We start from the raw sequence: 17592 nt of genomic DNA, 5'->3' as shown, positions 1-17592 counted from the left end.
GAGCTGCCCGACTCAGAGCTGCCAGGCTCAGCCCAGTGGGAACAGACGTTCCACGTCCAAACCGCAGAACAGACTCATCAGCTTGCCGCTGCAATCGGCTCGGTTCTCGAGGCGGGGGATCTCCTCGTCCTCACCGGGGAACTGGGGGCCGGGAAGACCACTTTTACCCAGGGTCTGGGCGAGGGTCTTGGGGTCAGGGCAGGAATTATTTCGCCCACCTTCGTGCTGGTCCGCATCCATCCCAACCTGTCGGACGGGCCGCGGCCGGGCGGACCGGACCTGGTGCACGTGGATGCGTACCGTCTCGGCTCGGCGTCGGAAATAGATGACATCGACCTGGAGAACACGATGGACAGCTCTGTGACAGTCGTGGAATGGGGGAGGGAGCGGGTGGAGCACTTGAGTGACAGCCGGCTTGAGATTGAACTTCATCGCCGGCTTGGCTCGGCAGGACTTCCTGACGCCTCCAACTCACCTCATAACCGCAAACCGGCTGACTCCGAACCGTCCGGTGTCCTCGACTTCGCTCCGGAGGACGACGACGAACCACGATCCATTGTGATCCGTGGATTTGGGCCACGCTGGGCCCGGCAACCATCATGGCCGGGCATCCCGGAAGGAATCTCCTGATGCTGATCCTTGCCATCGACACCTCGGCTGTGGCCAGTGCCGCCCTGGTTTCCGATGACGCCATGGAAGGCGTGGTGGGCAACTTCTCCACGGAAGACACCCGAAGCCACGCCGAGGTTCTGGCACCAGGCATCAACCGGATGCTCGCAGAAGCAGGCATCACCGGCCCTGATATCGACGCCATCGTCACAGGCGTGGGACCGGGACCGTTTACGGGGCTGCGTTCCGGCATCGCCACCGCGCGGACCCTGGCTTTCGTCTGGCAAAAGCCCCTTTACGGGATGATGAGCCTCGATGCTGTGGCCCTCGAGGTGGCTGAATCAACAGAGGCCGCCCCTGAATTCATTGTGGCCACCGACGCCCGGCGCAAAGAAGTTTATTGGGCCCGCTACACCCTGGAAGAGGGGCAATTGCCGCAACTCGTGGACGGCCCCCACGTCGGCTTCGCGGCAGACGTTCCGGATCTCCCCGCGTATGGCGCCGGAGCCGGACTGTACCCGGACGCCCTCCGCGCCAATGCGGACTTCAGCTCCGAGCAGCCGGACGCACTCTATCTGGGGCAATTCGCCCTCGCGCGTTTGGCGGCAGGCGGGGAACTGCCCGATTCCACGCCGCTTTACCTGCGCGAGTCCGATGCCCAGGTCCCTGGGCCCCGGAAGCGTGCGCTATGAGTGAGCGCCCCGAGGATGCAGACAGTGTGATTCTGCGGGAAATGACTGCCGAGGACATTTCTGCAGTACACCAGCTTGAGTGCAGACTGTTTCCCGTGGACGCCTGGCCGTTGCAGATGTTCGTCGACGAGCTGGGCCAGTCAGACACCCGCCACTATCTGGTGGCTGAAGCGGCCGGGGCCATCGTTGGTTATGCCGGGCTCATGTGTATCCAGCCCATAGCCGATGTCCAGACCATCGCCGTGATTCCGGAGCAGGAAGGCAAGGGAATCGGCTCCGCGTTACTAACCGCATTGATCAGGGAAAGCCGCCGCCGGAATGCAGAAGACGTACTGCTTGAGGTCCGTGCCGACAACCCGCGCGCCCAGCAGCTCTACCTCCGTTTCGGTTTCGAGCAGATCCACGTCCGGCCGCGGTATTACCGGGACGGCGTAGACGCCCTGATCATGAGGCTCCCACTTTCAGAAACAGTGCCCACGACGGAAGCAGAACGCCCATGAACGGCAACGAGCCGTTGGTTCTTGGAATCGAATCATCCTGCGACGAGACCGGCGTTGGCATCGTGCGGGGAACCTCCCTGCTGAGCAACACGGTCTCATCCTCCATGGAGGAACACGTCCGGTTTGGCGGCGTGATACCCGAGATCGCCTCCCGGGCTCATCTCGACGCTTTGGTTCCCACCCTCCAGCAGTCACTCGCTGAGGCGGGTGTCACCCTGGAAGAGGTCGACGCCGTTGCCGTCACCGCCGGTCCGGGTCTGGCGGGGGCACTCATGGTGGGGGTCTGTGCTGCGAAGGCGCTGGCCGTGGCCACAGGCAAACCCCTATACGCCATCAACCACCTGGTGGCGCACGTAGGGGTAGGCGTCCTGGAAGCTGATGGTGAAAGGGCAGGAGTCCTTCCGCAGAATCTTGGCGCCCTGTTGGTTTCCGGGGGGCACACTGAAATACTTCGGATCCGGAGCATCACTGACGACGTGGAGATGCTCGGCTCCACCATCGATGACGCAGCCGGAGAAGCCTACGACAAGGTGGCCAGGCTGCTCGGACTGGGCTACCCGGGAGGACCTGCCATCGACAGGCTGGCGCGAACGGGAAACGCAAAGTTAATCCGCTTCCCGCGAGGGCTGACCCAGCCGAAGTATATGGGCACGGCCGAGGAGCCAGGCCCCCACCGCTATGACTGGTCCTTCAGCGGCCTCAAGACCGCCGTCGCCCGCTGTGTGGAGCAGTTTGAGGCGCGGGGAGAGCCTGTTCCTGTTGCGGACGTCGCGGCGGCCTTCCAGGAGGCCGTGGTGGATGTCATCACCTCCAAGGCAGTCCTCGCGTGCCGGGAGAACGGCATCACCAGCCTGCTCCTTGGCGGGGGAGTGGCGGCCAATTCCCGGCTGCGGCAGCTCACGGGAGAACGTTGCAGCGCTGCAGGAATAACGCTGCACGTCCCGCCCTTGGATCTCTGCACCGACAACGGCGCCATGGTGGCAGCCCTGGGAGCCCAGCTCGTGATGGCCGGCATCGGGCCCAGCGGGATAGCGTTCGCGCCGGATTCATCGATGCCGGTCACCACCATTTCGGCCTGAACCGCACTTGCGGCCTAGACAAGTACGTTGTAGGCCTCGGAGCGCACGATTGCTTCTTCGGGGAGGATGTCCGCTGTGATCAGATCCCGGTCGTAGACCACCAGCGCGTTGTTTTCCAGGATCTGCTCTCTCGAGACGATAAGGCCGCTCCGTTTATCCCTGGTCAGCCGGACGATCCTGTTGTGCCGGAAAACCTGCCCGCCGGACTCCTGGAAGTAAGCATCTTCTTCCTTGATGTGGAATTTCACGGCGGGGACCTTCTCTGCCCGCAACTCTCCGCACAGGTGCTCATCGGTGACAGACACCAGGAACTGAAAGCTCTGGTCAGTGTCATTGCGGACGCGGTAGTCAAGGTAGTTGTAGATGATGGACGTGCCGGATCCGAAGGGGATCTGCCTGTTGAAGTCCGGGAACAGGTCCAGTTCGCCGTGGTGATGGTGTTCCACAATGGTTAGTTCGCTGTGGAGGACCATCCAGTGCAGCAGGTTTGTGAACTGGCACAGCCCGCCTCCAATTCCTGACTCGGCACGCCCGTTATTGATGGTGAGACCTTCGCGGTAGCCTTTGGCGGCTGTGCAGCTTCCTACCAGATTCCAGAAGGAAAACGTCTCGCCGGGCCTGATCACCACCAGGTTCACCAGGGGAGCGGCGATTCCGAGGCTGACGGCTTTGTTTTCCTGAAAGTGCAGGTCTACGTTGCCGAGCTTCCTCCGGATCAGGGAGTTGTGCCGGTAAACAACCACTGGCAGCGTCTCGCTATCTCTGACAGTGGCGAACTTTGCTCCGGAAAACACGTCCTGGAGCTTTCGTTGGAGGACCATCCGCTGTACCGATATCCAGTACGTCAACGGCGACAACTCACAGAACAATTTACGCGGCATACGGTATTTCCCCCGGATCGAACCTGCATGGCAACGTGCCACATCCCTGAAGTTTCCGCTTCGGGGACTTTGGTTACACCGTGCGCGAACTGATTTATTGTCTCAACGCGGCCGCCGCTCAGGCGGTGGGTCCGTTCCTCATCTGTTTCACGAGGTCGAGGACCACAGCCTGCAGATTGCCGCCGTTTTCCGCGGCGACGCGGCGCTGCCGCTGGTAGCCGGCGCCCCGCCGAACGATCTTTTCGACGTCGGCCAACTCATCCGCGCACCGGAGCTTAGCGGCAACAGGTTCCAGCCGGTTAAGCGTCTCCAGGAGGTGGTCGGTCACAAGCTGTTCGTTGCCGTTGGCGTCCAGGATAATGATGGCGTCCATGCCGTACCGGGCTGCACGCCATTTGTTCTCCTGGACATGCCACGGAGGCATGGTGGGAATCGTGCCGCCATTGTCCAGAGTGGTGGAGAGTTCGTCGACGAGACACTGGGTCAGCGCAGCCACGGCCCCCACTTCCTCAAGCGTGGCCAGGCCGTCGCAGATCCGCATCTCAATGGTTCCCAGATTGGGAACCGGGCGGATGTCCCAGCGGATTTCCGAGATGGTGTCGATGACGCCCGTCGTGAACATGTCCTGCACGTACGACTCGTATTCATCCCAGGTGGAGAACTGGAACGGAAGCCCTGCGGTGGGAAGCTGCTGGAACATCAGGGCCCGGTGGGAGGCGTAACCGGTATCCTCACCGCCCCAGAAAGGACTTGACGCTGACAGCGCCTGGAAATGGGGGAAGTAGTTGACCAGACCATCAACCACGGGAAGGGCTTTTTCCTTGCGGTCCAGGCCAACGTGGACGTGCACGCCGTAGATCACCATCTGCCGGCCCCACCATTGCGTGCGGTCGATCAGCTTCGCGTAGCGGGCCTTATCAGTGACGGGTTGAAGCTGCGGAGGGCTGAAGGGGTGGCTTCCGGCGCAGAAGACTTCCACGCCCATGGGGTCGGTGACCTCGCGAACAGCGGCGAGGGAACTGCTGAGGTCTTCTTTTGCCTGGGCCACCGTCTCGCAGATGCCGGTGACGAGCTCCACTGTGTTCAGCAGAAGTTCCTGCTTGATATGCGGGTGTTCGTCGTCGTCGTTCAGTTCCGGGTGATTGACGGCCACCCCGCGCAGAACCTCATTGGCCACGGACGCCAATTCACCGGTTTCAGCGTTGACGAGCGCAAGCTCCCATTCCACTCCAAGAGTTGATTGCCTGGAGGCAGCAAAATCAATCTTCATGTGGTCCCTTTACGTTTTTACCTGCCCTTGCAGCTGCCTCCCCCAGAGCGGGCAACCGTGCCTCAAGTCTAGTGCAGGGGTAGCATCGGTATGATGGCTTGGTTTCAAAGCGCACGTGACAGTTTTCACATCGGCCCCCTCCGGATTGGCAGCACTTACGCTGAGGCTCAAAGCAGTGTTCGAACCAGCCGGTCTCCTGCAAGAACCCTGACGATGATTTTCGCTACCGTCCTGTTGGCTGCTGCCTGCACGCCCGGGCCCGCGGGAGGCTCGCCGTCCCCGTCCGGCTCTAGTTCGGCTCCCGGTGCGTCCGCCTCGCCATCGGTTCAGGAATCGACGACGGCGGCACCTCCGTCCGCGACAGACTCACCGGGCGGTGAAAAACTGGGTTGGGGCCCCGGGCAGAAGGATCTGGACGCCGCCGCCGCTGCAGTGTCCGCGATGACGGTCAGCCAGAAGGCAGGCCAGGTCCTTTTGCCGTTCTACCAGGGCCTGGACCATGCGGCCCAGGCGGCGGCCATTGAACGGCTGCACCTCGCCGGTTCCATAGTCATGGCGGACAACGTTCCAGGGACCCCCGACGGCCAGGTCGATACGGCGGCCATGGGCAAGGTCACCGCTGACCTGCAGAAGGCGACTTCGGCGGACGGCCGGACGTGGCCCGGGTTGATCGCCGTCGACCAGGAAGGCGGCCTGGTTTCAAGGCTTCGTACGCCACTCACAGAGTGGCCTACGCCCATGAGCTACGGGGCTGCCGGGAATCCCTTCTTGGCTTCCGACGCCGGCCGCTCGCTGGCGGGTGAACTGGCGGGGCTGGGGTTCAATGTGGATTTTGCGCCGGACGCCGACGTCACCATCGGCCCGACGGATCCAACCATCGGGTCACGCTCGATATCGGGGAACCCGGAAACAGTCGGCCAAATGTCTGTCGGCTTTTCCCAGGGGATGCTGGCCGCCGGCGTGCTGCCGGCCATCAAGCATTTCCCAGGCCACGGTTCCGTGACGGTGGACTCCCACCTGGACCTTCCCGTTCAACCCGCTTCCACGGCTCAACTGGAAGCAAGGGACTGGATGCCCTTTAGGGCAGGTATCGCGGCCGGCGTTCCCATCGTGATGACGGGGCACATCGCCGTGCCCGCACTGGAACCGGGCATGCCTGCGTCGGTGTCGAAAGCAACATACACCGTCCTGCGCAGCATCGGTTTCAAAGGCGTGGCCGTTACCGACGCCCTGAACATGGAGGCTATTCAGAAACAATTTCCGGGCGGGTCGGCTGCGCCCAAGGCATTGGCGGCCGGGGCGGATCTCCTGCTGATGCCACCCGACGTTGAAGCCGCCCATAAGGCCATTGTCGAGGCCGTCGGAAATGGTTCACTCACCAACGACCGCCTGAACGAGGCAGCCCAACGGGTTATAACCATGATGGTCTGGCGTGGGCGGACGGGCGTTCCACCGGCACCGGGTCCGGGCAGCAGCGCGGATCTGTCACGGAAACTTTCGGCCGCAGCGGTCACCGTACTTTCCGGTCCTTGCCACGGATCAATCATTCAGGGCGCTGCGACGGTGACCGGAGGTTCGGCAGCGGATCGTGCACGCTTTGCGAAAGCCGCAGCGAGTGCCGGCGTCACCATCGGAACTGGCCCTACGGTCAGCCTCATCGGTTTCGGTGAAGGGCCCGTCAAAGCCGACGTGGCCGTTTCCCTCGATGCACCCTGGTCCCTCGCTTCATCAACGGCGGCCACCAGGATTGCGCTGTACGGGCGCACACCGGGGGCCTTTGACGCATTGCTTGCGGTCCTTACGGGCAAAGCTTCAGCGCCCGGAAAACTGCCGGTCGACGTCGGAAGTTACCCCCGGGGCTCGGGTTGTCTTTAGCTGCACCGCAGTTGCTAATGAGAATGATTGTCATCTAAGCTCAGGGGATGCATTTATCCCTTGTCAGTTCGCTCGATACCCAATGCCGCCAGGAAGCAACCTTCCGTCTGGGGGAGACCCATGGAAATTCCGTGGTGGTACATCATGATCTCCTCGAGGGGTACGTTGTCCTGCGCCGGATTTTTCGGAATGGTGTGCTCATCGAGCGGGCAGAGACGCCATTGGAGCATGGCTGCCTGAGCTGCACTGTCAGGCTGGATGTGGTGCCCACTGTGGAGCGCCTCATGGATACGGACTGCACCCATGTGGTGTTGGGCCTCCCGCCCGGAGTTGCCACGGGGTTGGTGGTCGCGGAGCTGACGGCACGGCTGGGCGACAACATCTTGATTGACAATGCCGTGCTGGCGGTCGATCCGGCGGAACTCGAGCACCAGATCTGGGACCGGCATACACTCTTCGAATCCGGATTCACTTCAGCACGAGGAGACGACCGTACCAGCGGGGAGTTCCTTATTACCGAATTCGCGCACGTGGATACTGTGATGCTCCAAGCCGGCCTCGGCGCGCAACTGGCCGGCAGCGTGGACAAGGAATCAAGTGACTGGCACTCCGGCGTCCAACTCATGACGCAACTGGCCCCGCATGCCGTTCTCGTGGAGGCACACGACCACTTCCGCCCCCGTTGCTACGACAGGCGGGAAGCTGCATCACGCTCACGGCTCGGGGTTGTTCGGGTTCCTGTCCGGGATCGTTCCGGGGAATTCTGCACGGTGCTGCACAGTGTGGAGCGGCCCCTTCATCCAGAGCGCTTCCGGGAAGCCCTGCCTCGCCTGGCCGCCGGTTCACATTGGCTGCGGGGAAGGCTCTGGATGGCGTCCGCTCCGGCCCAGAGGATCGGCCTGATGGGCATCGGTCCCCGTGTGTGGTTGGAAAACACCGGCCGGTGGGTGGCGGACCAGGAAGAGGGACTGACTGCAAACACGGGCGACGCCGATGCCGTGCTTGCCTGGCATCCGAAGTTCGGTGACCGGAGCACCGTAGTGGCGGTGACGGGCCGCGGTGAAGACATCGACGGCGGCGAGATCCGCTCCCTGCTTGATGCCTGCCAGCTGACTGACGAAGAAATGGCCCAGGACTTCGCCACCCTTGAGGATCCCTGGGAGCTGGAAAGCAGTCTGTAGAAAATGCCGGCATATCGCCGGTGACAACCATTGAAGGAGAAAACATGAAGGTCAGGAATTCGTTGCGTGCCCTGAAAAAGATCCCAGGCGCCCAAATCGTCCGCCGAAGAGGAAGAACATTCGTCATCAACAAAAAGAATCCGCGAATGAAAGCCCGCCAGGGCTGAAATGAGTTAAGTGAGGCCTCAGGGGCCCCCGCCTGAGGAACGAGGGCGGGGAAGAGGCGGAACGGAAAGCCCGCCAGGGCTGAAATGAGTTAAGAGACGCCTCAGGGGCCCCAAGTGAAGAATGAGCTTGGGGTGGAGGCGGAACGGAAAGCCCGCCAGGGCTGCGGGTTTAATGGTGCTGTGCCAATTCTGAATAAAGACATGACCTTATGCATCTCGCTCTCTGCCCGGCCCAGCAACAACGGGACGCGCTTCCACAACCACCTGTACGAGCAGCTTGGCCTCAACTGGATCTACAAGGCGTTTGCGCCTACGGATCTGGGCCAGGCAATCGCCGGTGTTCGCGGGCTGGGCATCAGGGGTTGCGCCATCTCCATGCCCTATAAGGAAGAGGTCATTGAGCTGGTCGACGTCATGGACCCCTCCGCGAAGGCCATCGACTCGGTCAACACCATCGTCAACGATGCCGGCAGGCTCACGGCGTACAACACCGATTACACAGCCATCGAACAGTTGTTGAAGCGAAACGAGATCCCCACCCACTACTCTGTGCTGCTCAAGGGGTCAGGGGGCATGGCGAAAGCCACTGCAGCTGCCCTCCGTGACGCCGGCTTCCGGGACGTCACCATCGTTGCCCGGAACGAGGCCTCCGGGCGCTCGCTGGCAGAGCTCTACGGCTTCAGCTGGCAGGCGCAGCGGGACGGCGATGGCGATGGCACAGCAGCTGAGCTCGGCGAGGCGGACATGATTATTAACGTCACCCCTGTTGGTATGGCTGGCGGTATGGCAAGCAGCACAGCTGGGGGAGCGGGGGCCAACGGCCTGTCGTTCCCACAGACGGCGATCGATGCCGCAAAGGTGGTGTTCGATGTCGTCGCCTTACCGGCGGAGACACCTTTGATCGCAGCGGGCAGGGCGGCGGGCAAGACCGTTATCACGGGGGCAGAGGTAGCCACCATCCAGGCCTTGGAGCAGTTTGTTCTTTACACCGGGATCAGGCCCACAGATGCCCAGGTTCGTGCCGCGGAGGAGTTCATGCGGGCCCAGTAAGCCCGCCCGTCGAGCCGGGTTAAGGCACCTGGACAGGCTCCACCGAGATGGCCACCCGGTCCTCGCCGATCCTGGTGAGGACCAGGGTGGCCGACTTCTTTGCGGCGTTCTTCCCTGAGGACTTGGTACCGGGGAGCAACTGCTTGCGGAGTTCCTCGGGTGTTACGGAGGTGCCCCGCTTTTTGATGTCAAGCACGCCGATGCCGTTATCTTTCACCCATGACTTCAGGGCTTTGACGTTGTACGGCATGACTTCGAGAATCCTGTAGGCGCGGGCAAAGGGTGTATCCCTCATGTCCGCAGCGCAGATGTAAGCGATGTGCTCGTCCACCAAGTGGCCATCGAGTTCAAGCGCGACGTCGGCTACAAGGCCTGCGCGGATGACGGCGCCGTCAGGTTCGTAGAGGTAGCCTTCGACCGGCCCCACAGGGGCTACCGGGCCGCCGTCGAAATCTTCCTCGCTGGTAATCTCCGCAGCGCCCTGGGCTCCCAGCAGCAGCGCGGCACGTCGGACTCCAGGGCGGCTGACGGCATTGAACCAGAGGGCCACCTCCGTGACGTCTCCTCCCACCGAAACCCATTGGGCTTCGCATCCGGCCGGAACAGAGTTATGCGGTATACCCGGACCCATCTTCACGCCAACAGCGCGGCCTGATTTAGCCAAGGATTCTACGAAAGACAGCGGAGGTGAGAAATCCTCCGGGTCCCAGATCCGCCGGGTTCCAGAAGTGGAGGTGGTGCGTCGCGCCGGATCCAGCCAGACGCCGTCGATGCCTTCAAGGGAAAGCGTGGTGGCGTCGGCATGGACCACGGTGGCATTGGGGAACGGAATGAGGTTCATGGTGGCGCAGGCTGCGGTCGTTTCATCCTGCTCCACCGCAGTGACGCGAATGTCCAGGGATGCAAGGGCCATGGAGTCCGCACCCAGACCGCAGCCGAGGTCGGCCACATGCCTGATGCCCGCCTTGAGGTACCGTTCGGCGTGGCGTGCCGCAACAGGGAGACGGGTGGACTGTTCCAGCCCGGCCGGGGTGAAGATCATTTGACGGGCAAACTCACCGAATTTGCCTTCCGCCTTGGTCCGCAGGCGCGACTGGGTCAGGACCGCTGAGACGAGGGACGGCGAGTGCCCGGCTTTTCGAAGGGCCGCATTCTGCTGGAAAGCCTCCGCTTCACGGTAGGGACCCAGTGAAGCAAGCAACTCCCACCCCTCGCTGGTCAGCAGTGGGGCGATGAGGTCCTGTGTTGCGTCAGCCATGCAATCAACCCTAGTGGAGGCCATGACCAGGTGGTGTCCCCGCTAGGGTTGAAGACATGGAAGAGTATGAAGAACAGCAGGCAAACGCAAATGACCAGATTCCCGCCGACGGCATCGTCAAGTATGCCCGGCCGGCCCTGATAGCGGCAGCAGCCGTCGTCGTCATCAGCCTTGCACTGCTGGTCATCATCTTCGCACTCGATTCCTTCAACGCCACCGTGTATTCGGTGGGCGGCAAGAACATCAACGATCCCAGCGACGAAGCCAGGGACATCCGGGAGCTCTATTCAGCTGTCCGGGTTGGCGGCATTGTTGTCCTTATCGCTTCTGCCGTAACAGCAGTAGCCGCAGCCATTGTTTTGTTCCGCAGCCGGAACTCGCCGCAGAACAGGGAAGACAGCGGTGAGAATCTTGGATTTGACGATCTGGCGGACTCCTAGCCACCGGCTGAAGCTTCCCCAGTCGTTCACCTGCGACGAAATTCTGGCACTCGCCTTGACCGAGTGCTAACGGTTACATAGAGTCTTCATTAGCACTCTCCCCAGGAGGGTGCTAACACATGAAGAACTGCCAGCCCGGCTGCTGCCGGCACCCGCGACGACGGTTTGCCAGCCAAAGGCACAGTTTTACTGTCCATGAATTTGCTGACGAAAAGGAGAGGTCCGAGTGTCGGTCTCTATTAAGCCTCTTGAGGATCGTATTGTTGTCCGCCCGCTCGAAGCCGAGCAGACCACGGCTTCCGGCCTGGTCATCCCGGACTCCGCGCAGGAGAAGCCGCAGGAAGGCGAAGTTGTTGCAGTAGGCCCCGGCCGCTTTGACGACAACGGCAACCGCGTTCCGCTCGATGTCGCTGAAGGCGACGTCGTAATCTACTCGAAGTACGGCGGAACCGAAGTCAAGCACAGCGGCACCGAGTACCTCGTGCTGTCCGCCCGCGACGTTCTGGCGATCGTCGTTAAGTAACTCTTGACCCCGCGCAGCTGGCTCGTCTGACTTGTCTGACGGTCAGCAGCGCGGGGTTTCTGTCTTTGAAAGGACACAACCATGGCAAAGCAGCTTGCGTTTAACGACGCTGCCCGCCGGTCGCTCGAAGCCGGCATCGACAAGCTCGCCAATACCGTCAAGGTGACGCTGGGCCCGCGCGGCCGCAACGTTGTTTTGGACAAGAAGTGGGGAGCTCCCACTATCACCAACGACGGCGTGACTATCGCCCGCGAAGTCGAATTGGATGACCCCTACGAAAACCTTGGTGCCCAGCTGGCCAAGGAAGTCGCTACCAAGACCAACGACGTCGCCGGTGACGGCACCACCACCGCGACCGTCCTGGCACAGGCCCTTGTCAAGGAAGGCCTGCGCAACGTTGCTGCCGGCGCTGCCCCCGGCCAGATCAAGCGCGGCATCGAGGTCTCTGTTGAGGCCGTCGCCGCCCGTCTGCTCGAGAACGCCCGGCCGGTCGAAGGAACCCAGGTGGCCAACGTTGCAGCCATCTCGGCGCAGAGCGACGAGGTTGGCGAGCTCCTGGCTGAAGCATTCGGCAAGGTTGGCAAGGATGGTGTGATCACCATCGAAGAATCTTCCACCACCCAGACCGAACTGGTCCTCACCGAGGGCATGCAGTTCGACAAGGGCTACCTGTCCCCGTACTTCGTCACCGACGCGGAACGCCAGGAAGCCGTCCTCGAAGACGCCCTGATCCTGATCAACCAGGGCAAGATCTCCTCGGTACAGGACTTCCTGCCGCTGCTGGAGAAGGCACTGCAGAGCTCCAAGCCGCTCTTCATCATCGCTGAAGACGTCGACGGCGAGGCATTGTCCACCCTGATCGTCAACCGCATCCGCGGCACCCTGAACGTGGTTGCCGTCAAGGCTCCGGGCTTCGGCGACCGCCGCAAGGCCATGCTGCAGGACATCGCCACCCTTACCGGTGCCCAGGTAGTGTCCCCGGAGCTTGGCCTGAGCCTGGACACTGTTGGCCTCGAGGTTCTGGGTACGGCCCGCCGAATCACGGTTACCAAGGACAACACCACCATCGTTGACGGCGCCGGCACGGCAGAGGATGTCGCAGCAAGGGTCGCCCAGCTGCGCGCCGAGCTCACCCGCACGGACTCCGACTGGGACAAGGAAAAGCTCCAGGAGCGCCTCGCCAAACTGGCCGGCGGCATCGGAGTCATCAAGGTCGGCGCGGCCACGGAAGTGGAGCTGAAGGAAAAGAAGCACCGCATCGAGGATGCTGTCTCCTCCACCCGTGCTGCTCTTGAAGAAGGCATTGTTGCCGGTGGCGGTTCCGCCCTGATCCACGCCCTGAAGGCGTTGGATGAGGACCCGGCCGTCCAGGCACTCGATGGCGATGCTGCAGCTGCTGTTGGCATCGTGCGCCGTGCCCTCGTCCAGCCCCTCCGCTGGATCGCCCAGAACGCCGGTTTCGACGGCTACGTTGTGGTCGCCAAGGTGGCAGACGCCGAACTTCACCACGGGTTCAACGCCAAGTCCGGGCAGTACGAAGACCTCATCGCTGCCGGCGTCATCGACCCCGTCAAGGTGACTCGTGCGGCACTCCGCAATGCAGCGTCCATCGCGGCACTGGTCCTCACCACTGAGACACTTGTCGTAGAGAAGCCTGCGGAAGAAGAAGAACACGCAGGCCACAAGCACTAGCTGAATCTGCAGTTTCACGAAAAGCTCCGGCCAGGAAATCCTGGCCGGAGCTTTTTGCTGTTCCCTCATAAAACGTCCTGTCAATTCCCAGAAAAGAGTGAACTAATAGCTCCCGGGGACAAGCCGGCCCATGCCGCCGATTCGTATTAAAGGTCACGAATCGGTAACATGGATGTTTTGATTAGGCGCTCCGAAGGGTTTTTCTTTTGTCTGTTGCGAGAACCGCGATGCCGCCACGCCGTCATAGCGGTGTCCCGAACACGCGTCGAAAATCTGCCTTCCGCCCGGAAATACAGGGTCTGCGGTCCCTTGCAGTGCTCATGGTGGTCAGTTATCACGTATGGTTCGGACGGGTTTCGGGCGGAGTGGATGTCTTCCTTCTGATCTCGGCCTTCCTAATGACTCTGCAATTCGTTGCGCGGTTCGAGCAACGTGTTCAGGTGAGCCTCGTGAAGCACTGGCTCCACCTTTTCCGCAGGCTTCTCCCTGCTGCCGTGACCGTCATCGTCGCGACGATGCTGGCCACTTTTCTGTTCCTGCCCCGTACACGGTGGCTGGACATCATTCAGCAGGGTTGGGCCTCCTTGGCGTACACCCAGAATTGGCTGCTCCAGAGCCAGGCTGTGGATTACTATGCAACGGACCATAGCTTGGCGAGCCCTCTTCAGCATTTCTGGTCGCTGTCCATTCAGGGACAGGTCTTTATTCTTTGGCCGCTGATTTTCGTAGTCACAGCTTGGGCAGCCAGGAGATACCGGCTGCATTATCGGCCCCTGCTTGTTTATGTTTTCGGCGCCATATTTGTGATTTCGCTGGGGTGTTCCATCTATTTCACGGCCAGCAACCAGGCCGAGGCTTACTTTGACACGTGGGCCCGCTTGTGGGAATTCGCGCTGGGGACACTCGTTGCCCTTATCCTCCCGGGACTGCGCCTGCCTCGAACGGTTCGCGTCGTACTGGGCTGGGTGGGCATCCTTGCCATGCTGGCGTGCGGGATCCTCCTCAACGTCCAAACCGCTTTTCCCGGCGAGGCTGCACTCTGGCCCACGCTTTCCGCGGCCTGTGTTATTGCCGCCGGCCAAACCGGGAGCGCGCTCGGGGTCGACAGGATTCTCAGTTCCAAATTGCTGGTGAAGCTCGGGGACAACTCCTATGCGCTGTATCTGTGGCATTGGCCGGTACTTGTCATCGGGCTGGCATGGAGTGGCAAAGAGCATGCCGGATGGCTGTCCGGGACTTTTATCATCGCCGCGTCCCTGATTCTGGCGTTCCTTACGACACGCTTTCTCGAAAAGCCCTGGAGGGAATGGAAGTGGCCGGAAGTAAACAGACGCCGTTCGGCCTTGGCCATCCTGCTGTGCGCCGCAGTTTGCGCAACTCCCTTAGTTGGATGGCGATTCGGCATTGACTCCGAGGCAAATGGACTGGCTGCGCACAGCCCGAAGGACAATCCTGGCGCGTTGGCCATGGTCCCCGGGTTCGTGTCTGCGGGAGCCCCGAATGCACCACTGGTGCCATCGCTGACTGCCTTGCCGGACGAGTGGCCAAAGGGCCTGGAACCCTGCCAGGACCTTCCCGGCAGCACGGAAGATGCGTATCGGACTCAATGCGAAACTCCAGGGGACAATGCCGAACGGACCATTGTGGTCTTCGGGAGTTCCCATGCATACGTTCTTGCCACACCTTTCATTGAGATGGCCAAAGAACACAACTGGCGCGTTGTCACTATCACCGGAGGGTTCTGCCCGTTATCTGGGGGAGCCGATCCTCTTCTGCCGCCGGGCTGCGCTGATTTCATACAGGACGAGGTGAAGAAGATTATTGCCATGAAGCCTGACGCTGTGGTTACCACCAGCACACGGGCCGGCTACAGCGACACTGTTCCCGAATATTTCGATCCCGGCTGGGCAGCGACCGCGGCTCAGCTCACGGAAGCTGGTTTGCCTGTTTTTGCCATCAGGGATACTCCAAGGTTCGACAGGCGGGGTGCCACCGCCGGCCCTGACTGCATTGCGGCCCATCCTGACAGCACTGCCGACTGCTCAGTTCCCATGGCAGACGTATTCGATCCGGTCGATCCCACGCTTGCAGTCAGGGACCAGCTGCCCGCAGTGCATTTCGCGGATTATTCGACTTACTTTTGCTCGCAAAATGTTTGCCCGGCCGTCATCGGAAACGTCATCGTATACAAGGACTCGAATCATTTGACAGGAACCTTTGCCAGCACGCTCACGCCGATAATCGAGAAGGATTTCCTGGCGTTCACCGGATGGAAACAGTCTTGACCGGGATGGAAAAAACGGCCGCCGCTAAGCGGATTCAGTCCAAGGAGCACTTTCTTCCCGAGGTCCAGGGACTCCGGGCACTCGCCGTGCTGATGGTGGTCACTTATCACGTGTGGCTTGGCCGGGTCTCAGGAGGCGTCGATGTTTTCCTTCTCATTTCCGCGTTCCTGCTCACGCTGTCCTTTGTCCGGAAAGCGGAGGCCCGGAAGCCCTTTCGGCTGGTGAGTTACTGGCTGCATCTTTTCAAACGGTTGTTGCCGGCCGCCGTCGTGGTCATTCTCGGCGTATTGATCGGGACCTGGGCAATTCTTCCGCCCGGGCGCTGGCCCGACGTCCTGGACCAGGCATGGGCGTCGCTGCTGTACCGGCAGAACTGGCTGCTGGCCGACACCGCCATTGACTACTACGCCCAGGACCACGCCGCCGCGAGTCCGCTTCAGCATTTCTGGTCCCTATCCATCCAAGGCCAGGTTTTTGTCCTGTGGCCACTGGTATTTGCCGCGGCGGCAATCCTGCACCGCACCATTCTTCGTCGTACAGGGATCTCCTACCGCCTGCTGCTGGGCGTGGCGTTCGGAGCGGTTTTCGCCGTCTCGCTCGCCTACTCCGTCCAGCAGACCGCCACCAACCAGGCCTACGCCTACTTCGACACCCGGACCCGCCTGTGGGAGTTCGCGCTGGGCTCGCTTCTTGCCTTGGCCGTCCCGTTCATAAAACCCGGAAAGCTCCTGAGGACCGTCCTCGGCTGGGCCGGACTGATCGCAATGGTTTCCTGTGGCCTGCTGCTGACAGTTGAGAGATCCTTTCCTGGCTTTGCAGCCTTGTGGCCTACCCTCTCCGCCGCTGCCATCATTGTTGCGGGCCAGAGCGGCAGCCGGCTAGGGGTTGACCGGCTGCTCAGCTGGAAGCCGTTGGTCGCGCTGGGCAACAATTCTTACGCGCTTTATCTTTGGCACTGGCCGGTGCTGGTTTTCTTCCTCGCCCAAACGGGCATCTCAACACCGGGTCTTGCCCAGGGCCTCGGCATCCTTGCGGCATCGCTGGTCCTTGCAGTGCTCACCACCCGCTTCGTTGAGGCACCGTTGCGCCGGTGGCACTGGCCCGAACGCAAAACCTGGCGGACCGCCGTCGTCGTAATAGCCTGCGGAGCCCTTCTCGCCGGGCCGGTGGCCCTCTGGCAAACCCAGCTCACGGCGGAAGAAGCTGCCGCCGCCGCTCAGCCCAGGGACCTGACGCCCGGTGCCATGGCCCTGGTGCCGGGGAATGCCGGAAAGCCGACTCCGGAGGCCACCGTCATTCCTGCGCCTGTGGCCATGAAGAATGAATGGGCAAATCTGGAGGGGCCGTGCACCGGGGCCAATGTTCCGGACAATCCACTGCTTTCCTCTTGCAGTGAGCTTTCGAAACCGGACGTTGTCACGAAGCGCATCGTCGTTCTTGGGGATTCCCATGCTCAGCAGTACATGGCCGCGCTTGGCCCGATAGCCAAGCAGCACGGGTGGGAAGTGGTCACGCTGCTGTTGGGGAACTGCAGGTTCGGTGCGGAGACACCGGACCGTGTGGCGGAGTGCAACGCCTTCAACAAAGCCAGCTCCGAGTACGTGATGCAGCACCGGCCGGATGCAGTCTTCACGGTAGCGTCCCTGACGCACAAGGAGGCGCCCTTCGAAACCGAAGTCCCCGGCTACGTGGACGGAATCAGGCCATTCACGGACGCCGGCATCGATGTAGTGGGAATCCGGGACAATCCAAGGTTCACCATCAACATGCCCGAATGCGTCCAGAAGAAGGGTGCATCGGCGCCGGAGTGCAATCCGCCCCTGGCCGAGTCCCTGGCGGCCTCGTCCCCTCTGGACGACTACAAAGGAACGGTGGACCGGCTCTACCTGATGGACATGAGCGACTTCATCTGTGCTGGTGGAATCTGCCCTGCCGTCGTGGGAAATGTATATGTCTATAAGGATGACAACCACCTCACCAAAACCTACGTCCAAAGCATGATCCCCATGTTTGAGCAACGGCTCCTCGCGGCAACCGGCTGGAAATAGGCCGAAGGCTCCCGGATCCGGGCGGTGCCGTTGCTCACATTG

The 17592-nt window shown here is 61.6% G+C and carries 16 protein-coding genes; 13 read left to right on the top strand and 3 right to left on the bottom strand.

What is annotated here, in order from left to right; translation table 11 throughout:
- The first annotated feature begins 18 nt into the window (after positions 1-18).
- From tsaE to tsaD, 4 genes are read left to right on the top strand one after another with little or no spacing between them, the layout of a single operon-like run.
- Positions 19-630, top strand: a complete 612-nt coding sequence (gene tsaE, locus MU551_RS16745; RefSeq protein ID WP_247046542.1) for a tRNA (adenosine(37)-N6)-threonylcarbamoyltransferase complex ATPase subunit type 1 TsaE — start codon at positions 19-21, stop codon at positions 628-630.
- On the top strand, positions 630-1301 hold the full coding sequence (gene tsaB, locus MU551_RS16740; RefSeq protein WP_247046438.1) for a tRNA (adenosine(37)-N6)-threonylcarbamoyltransferase complex dimerization subunit type 1 TsaB: 672 nt from the start codon (positions 630-632) through the stop codon (positions 1299-1301). Before tsaE ends, tsaB begins: the two co-directional genes overlap by 1 nt.
- Positions 1298-1801, top strand: a complete 504-nt coding sequence (rimI, locus tag MU551_RS16735; protein WP_247046436.1) for a ribosomal protein S18-alanine N-acetyltransferase — start codon at positions 1298-1300, stop codon at positions 1799-1801. Before tsaB ends, rimI begins: the two co-directional genes overlap by 4 nt.
- Positions 1798-2880: a tRNA (adenosine(37)-N6)-threonylcarbamoyltransferase complex transferase subunit TsaD gene (tsaD, locus tag MU551_RS16730; protein ID WP_247046435.1), complete on the top strand. Its 1083-nt coding sequence runs from the start codon at positions 1798-1800 to the stop codon at positions 2878-2880. The genes rimI and tsaD overlap by 4 nt, the downstream gene beginning before the upstream one ends.
- Positions 2881-2894: 14 nt before the next feature.
- Here the strand turns inward: tsaD and MU551_RS16725 are convergent, their stop codons facing one another.
- On the bottom strand, positions 2895-3761 hold the full coding sequence (locus MU551_RS16725; protein ID WP_247046434.1) for a VanW family protein: 867 nt from the start codon (positions 3759-3761) through the stop codon (positions 2895-2897).
- A gap of 118 nt (positions 3762-3879) precedes the next feature.
- Positions 3880-5031: a glutamate--cysteine ligase gene (locus tag MU551_RS16720; RefSeq protein WP_247046433.1), complete on the bottom strand. Its 1152-nt coding sequence runs from the start codon at positions 5029-5031 to the stop codon at positions 3880-3882.
- Between the two features lie 213 nt (positions 5032-5244).
- On the opposite strand from MU551_RS16720, the gene MU551_RS16715 reads away from it, so the two are divergent.
- From MU551_RS16715 to MU551_RS16700, 4 genes are all read left to right on the top strand, one after another.
- A complete protein-coding gene (locus tag MU551_RS16715) occupies positions 5245-6906 on the top strand; it encodes a glycoside hydrolase family 3 N-terminal domain-containing protein (protein WP_247046432.1) in 1662 nt (553 codons plus the stop codon).
- A gap of 47 nt (positions 6907-6953) precedes the next feature.
- Positions 6954-8087 carry a GTP-binding protein gene (locus tag MU551_RS16710; RefSeq protein WP_247046431.1) on the top strand — a complete coding sequence of 378 codons (1134 nt, stop codon included), beginning with the start codon at positions 6954-6956 and terminating at the stop codon, positions 8085-8087.
- 44 nt (positions 8088-8131) lie between these two features.
- Positions 8132-8254 carry a type B 50S ribosomal protein L36 gene (gene ykgO, locus MU551_RS16705; RefSeq protein ID WP_011693081.1) on the top strand — a complete coding sequence of 41 codons (123 nt, stop codon included), beginning with the start codon at positions 8132-8134 and terminating at the stop codon, positions 8252-8254.
- Positions 8255-8434: 180 nt separating this feature from the next.
- Positions 8435-9304, top strand: coding sequence for a shikimate 5-dehydrogenase (locus tag MU551_RS16700; RefSeq protein ID WP_308198321.1), 870 nt, complete (start codon positions 8435-8437; stop codon positions 9302-9304).
- A 19-nt stretch (positions 9305-9323) separates the two neighbouring features.
- Here the strand turns inward: MU551_RS16700 and MU551_RS16695 are convergent, their stop codons facing one another.
- The gene (locus MU551_RS16695) at positions 9324-10562 is read right to left on the bottom strand and encodes a class I SAM-dependent methyltransferase (protein WP_247046428.1); all 1239 of its coding nucleotides are present in this window, start codon (positions 10560-10562) and stop codon (positions 9324-9326) included.
- A gap of 56 nt (positions 10563-10618) precedes the next feature.
- Between MU551_RS16695 and MU551_RS16690 the strand changes: the two genes are divergently transcribed.
- From MU551_RS16690 to MU551_RS16670, 5 genes are all read left to right on the top strand, one after another.
- A complete protein-coding gene (locus tag MU551_RS16690; RefSeq protein ID WP_247046426.1) occupies positions 10619-11002 on the top strand; it encodes a hypothetical protein in 384 nt (127 codons plus the stop codon).
- A gap of 226 nt (positions 11003-11228) precedes the next feature.
- Positions 11229-11525: a co-chaperone GroES gene (gene groES / locus MU551_RS16685; protein WP_050054380.1), complete on the top strand. Its 297-nt coding sequence runs from the start codon at positions 11229-11231 to the stop codon at positions 11523-11525.
- Positions 11526-11606: 81 nt separating this feature from the next.
- Positions 11607-13217: a chaperonin GroEL gene (gene groL, locus MU551_RS16680; RefSeq protein ID WP_247046425.1), complete on the top strand. Its 1611-nt coding sequence runs from the start codon at positions 11607-11609 to the stop codon at positions 13215-13217.
- A gap of 227 nt (positions 13218-13444) precedes the next feature.
- A complete protein-coding gene (locus tag MU551_RS16675) occupies positions 13445-15502 on the top strand; it encodes an acyltransferase family protein (protein ID WP_247046541.1) in 2058 nt (685 codons plus the stop codon).
- A 5-nt stretch (positions 15503-15507) separates the two neighbouring features.
- Positions 15508-17550, top strand: a complete 2043-nt coding sequence (locus MU551_RS16670; protein WP_247046540.1) for an acyltransferase family protein — start codon at positions 15508-15510, stop codon at positions 17548-17550.
- Positions 17551-17592 lie beyond the last annotated feature (42 nt).

The sequence above is a fragment of the Arthrobacter rhizosphaerae genome, assembly GCF_023062595.1.
Classification (GTDB): domain Bacteria; phylum Actinomycetota; class Actinomycetes; order Actinomycetales; family Micrococcaceae; genus Arthrobacter; species Arthrobacter rhizosphaerae.
This window is presented reverse-complemented; position numbering and strand designations above follow the sequence as displayed.

What these genes read in the sequence shown, in the direction of transcription:
- tsaB (WP_247046438.1), top strand. Translation starts at nt 630, where the DNA reads ATGCTGATCCTTGCCATCGACACCTCGGCTGTGGCCAGTGCCGCCCTG.
- rimI (WP_247046436.1), top strand. Translation starts at nt 1,298, where the DNA reads ATGAGTGAGCGCCCCGAGGATGCAGACAGTGTGATTCTGCGGGAAATG.
- tsaD (WP_247046435.1), top strand. Translation starts at nt 1,798, where the DNA reads ATGAACGGCAACGAGCCGTTGGTTCTTGGAATCGAATCATCCTGCGAC.
- MU551_RS16725 (WP_247046434.1), bottom strand. Translation starts at nt 3,761, where the DNA reads ATGCCGCGTAAATTGTTCTGTGAGTTGTCGCCGTTGACGTACTGGATA.
- MU551_RS16720 (WP_247046433.1), bottom strand. Translation starts at nt 5,031, where the DNA reads ATGAAGATTGATTTTGCTGCCTCCAGGCAATCAACTCTTGGAGTGGAA.
- MU551_RS16715 (WP_247046432.1), top strand. Translation starts at nt 5,245, where the DNA reads ATGATTTTCGCTACCGTCCTGTTGGCTGCTGCCTGCACGCCCGGGCCC.
- MU551_RS16710 (WP_247046431.1), top strand. Translation starts at nt 6,954, where the DNA reads ATGCATTTATCCCTTGTCAGTTCGCTCGATACCCAATGCCGCCAGGAA.
- ykgO (WP_011693081.1), top strand. Translation starts at nt 8,132, where the DNA reads ATGAAGGTCAGGAATTCGTTGCGTGCCCTGAAAAAGATCCCAGGCGCC.
- MU551_RS16695 (WP_247046428.1), bottom strand. Translation starts at nt 10,562, where the DNA reads ATGGCTGACGCAACACAGGACCTCATCGCCCCACTGCTGACCAGCGAG.
- MU551_RS16690 (WP_247046426.1), top strand. Translation starts at nt 10,619, where the DNA reads ATGGAAGAGTATGAAGAACAGCAGGCAAACGCAAATGACCAGATTCCC.
- groL (WP_247046425.1), top strand. Translation starts at nt 11,607, where the DNA reads ATGGCAAAGCAGCTTGCGTTTAACGACGCTGCCCGCCGGTCGCTCGAA.
- MU551_RS16675 (WP_247046541.1), top strand. Translation starts at nt 13,445, where the DNA reads ATGCCGCCACGCCGTCATAGCGGTGTCCCGAACACGCGTCGAAAATCT.
- MU551_RS16670 (WP_247046540.1), top strand. Translation starts at nt 15,508, where the DNA reads ATGGAAAAAACGGCCGCCGCTAAGCGGATTCAGTCCAAGGAGCACTTT.